1 protein-coding gene and 2 tRNA genes are annotated in these 502 nt (G+C 48.4%); all 3 read left to right on the forward strand.

Annotated elements, in window-relative coordinates:
- On the forward strand, nucleotides 1-216 hold a 216-nt coding region (locus B880_RS27015; RefSeq protein WP_237760979.1), incomplete at its 5' end, for a hypothetical protein.
- Nucleotides 202-276, forward strand: a tRNA-Gly gene (locus tag B880_RS0102980). The genes B880_RS27015 and B880_RS0102980, both read left to right, overlap by 15 nt.
- A gap of 5 nt (nucleotides 277-281) precedes the next feature.
- Nucleotides 282-357: transfer RNA gene (locus B880_RS0102985), tRNA-Thr, on the forward strand.
- Nucleotides 358-502 lie beyond the last annotated feature (145 nt).

Consider the following 502-nt stretch of genomic DNA (forward strand, 5'->3'; position numbering starts at 1 on the left):
TCCTTCTCCCGCCACCATCTCAATCTTGTGATTGAGACAGATAACCAGAAAGGTTATCTGATTGGTGAGAAGTCACCCCAGGTTCAGGCTGAGCATTGGCACAGTCGGAGTCAGCTAAATCAAACAGCTGGCTCGAATAGTAAAAGCGCACCTTTTATTATTCATAAGCTACAGAAAGAACAGGTAGCCGAGTTCCAGGATGCGGGCATCGTATAATGGCTATTACCTCAGCCTTCCAAGCTGATGATGCGGGTTCGATTCCCGCTGCCCGCTCCAGATGTGCTGATATGGCTCAGTTGGTAGAGCGCACCCTTGGTAAGGGTGAGGTCCCCAGTTCGACTCTGGGTATCAGCACCACTTCCTTTTTCTCCCTCCCTGATTCTCTCTCTGTAAATCTGACAGTCAGGCAATTGCCTGGTTAATGTGATCATATCCTAGATATATCCGTCTTAGAGGGACTAGCGATGGCTAAAGAGCAATTCCAACGTACTAAACTGCACGT

It is taken from the genome of Pantoea sp. A4 (assembly GCF_000295955.2).
Lineage (GTDB): Bacteria > Pseudomonadota > Gammaproteobacteria > Enterobacterales > Enterobacteriaceae > Pantoea > Pantoea multigeneris.